The following is a 1,226-nucleotide window of genomic DNA, read 5'->3' as shown; positions in this document are numbered from 1 at the left end:
GTGGGGCATTCGAAACGACGACAAGGAGTCGTCAACACAGGGCTATTCCAAGTGATCGGATTGAAGCTGAAAGCGAATCGCGAATCGGGACATCACGTGGTATCCGCAATCCGCGTGGAGTTCACATGCGCGGCGTGATCCGTCTCGGCGACCCAACCAGCCACGGGGGCAAGGTCATTTCTGCCGCACCGAATAGTGACGTGCTGGGGGTAGCGGTTGCGCGCAAAGGCGACCGTTGCCTGTGCCCGATGCGCGGCCATGAAGTGTGCAGCATCGCCGAAGGGGATCCAAAGGTGCTAATCGATGGTGTACCGGTGGCCTTCGAAGGCCACAAGACCACCTGCGGCGCGACCCTGATTTCTACGATGCCTGCCAGCGGCAGGGGGTAGCGGCTGTTAGGCTGGACATGCCAGAAAAGATCTTCGATGAGCGCCAGAGCCGCACGCGGCAGCAACAAGAGGTGCAGCTATGAATCAGCTGATCGCAACCTGGCCTAGAAGACTGGGCTGGAGCTTGCTCGGCTTCGGCCTGATCTTGGTTGGAGCGCTTTGGTTCACACGGCACGCAGCCCCTGCTGCTGCACAATCCTTAACCGATGGAGAACTACTGATGCGTTTTTTGGGCTATCCCACCATATCCGCACTCGCTTTATTCGGATTGCTTACCGCCTGCTCAACCGCGCCCGCGCCAAGCGCCGCACCTGCTGCAGCTTTACCCGTAGAAGACTCAGCGAAACCCTTCGTCGCCCAGGTGGTCGGGGTACAGTGGCTCAACCCGCTGCAACGTCGCGATTATCCGACGGAATGGCAGTTGTTGTGGACGCTGGGATTGGCAAAGCCCAATCAGGGAGATGACAAGGTCAAGGAAAACCCGAAAAAATATTCAACATTGCAGATGATTGGCATGGTCGCCTACGGAAATGATGGGAGAGAATCCTTAGAGGGATACCACCAAAAATATGTTAATGCATTAATAACTAAATTTCATGACATCTATTTCTCAAGCTCCCGTTATTTTTACAACGCCCATTCGCTCAAGGACAAGACGACGTGGCGTGAACTTGCCGGCATTCACGTGCAATATGCGCTTCCCCAAGGTCGCCTCGATCCGGTAACCGCGGCGGATTTCACTCGAGAAACCATTATCGCGGCGTTCGATATCGGCAACCCCAACTTTCCCAAAGCATGGTCGCGCAGCACGCCTCCCGATGTGCACGTCACGATGGG

General features: G+C 56.1%; 1 protein-coding gene and 1 pseudogene. Both read left to right on the top strand.

All coding sequences use genetic code 11. From position 1 onward, the window contains the following. The first annotated feature begins 125 nt into the window (after positions 1-125). A complete protein-coding gene (locus IGS61_RS27685) occupies positions 126-389 on the top strand; it encodes a PAAR domain-containing protein (RefSeq protein WP_230542497.1) in 264 nt (87 codons plus the stop codon). A 79-nt stretch (positions 390-468) separates the two neighbouring features. Beyond that, positions 469-1,226 (top strand): annotated as a pseudogene (locus IGS61_RS27680) (virulence factor); the annotation flags it as partial.

The sequence above is a fragment of the Janthinobacterium sp. FW305-129 genome (assembly GCF_020858115.1).
Classification (GTDB): domain Bacteria; phylum Pseudomonadota; class Gammaproteobacteria; order Burkholderiales; family Burkholderiaceae_D; genus Janthinobacterium.
This window is presented reverse-complemented; position numbering and strand designations above follow the sequence as displayed.